The sequence below is a fragment of the Vibrio sp. 1580 genome (assembly GCF_033340055.1).
Genome location: NZ_JAWOVT010000360.1, coordinates 1 through 652, shown reverse-complemented (window position 1 = coordinate 652; position 652 = coordinate 1). Strand labels below are relative to the sequence as shown.

General features: G+C 40.0%; 1 protein-coding gene. It reads right to left on the bottom strand.

Annotated elements, in window-relative coordinates; translation table 11 throughout:
* Positions 1-325: 325 nt before the first annotated feature.
* Positions 326-652 (bottom strand): efflux RND transporter permease subunit (locus R7093_RS26010; RefSeq protein WP_318147118.1); only part of this gene is annotated, 327 nt, incomplete at its 5' end.

Genomic DNA, 652 nt, shown 5'->3' with positions numbered 1-652 from the left:
TGAGGATTAGCAGTTCATTTTGGTTACAATTTAGATATTGCACATACGATGCCAACTTTTTAATCCTTTAAATTCAATAACTTAATAAATTTTTCATTTTTATATTTATATCAGCATGGTAAATTTCGCACCCCAAGTGTTAAATTAACCAAGCAAATCCAACAGCCAATTTCATTCAGTTAATCTATAGTATAGAGCGCCATTTCTCCTCACAGTTATCGGCTCAAAACGTGCGCCTCAAACATTCATCTAAAGTCATTCAGGCCTAAATCCTCGGCATAAAAAAAGCAGCCCGAAGGCTGCTTTTTTATTAAGACAAGAGATGCTAGTTCGATGTATTCGCAGAAATATCTGAAGATACTGACGATTTTCTAAAACGACCAATGACACGCTGGAAGAAGCGCTTAATCGCTCGAAAGATGTTTTTAATATCTTCAAGCATTAGATACAGACAAGGCACTAACACCAACGTCAGGACTGTGGCATACAGCACAGCAAAGCCCAAAGCGACGGCCATTGGTATTACGAAACGTGCTTGTAGACTGGTTTCGAACATAATAGGCAATACACCCGCAAAGGTCGTGATAGATGTCAGCGTAATCGCTCGAAAACGCGCACAACCAGCCTCAACCACCGCCAGCTTGATGCTCAT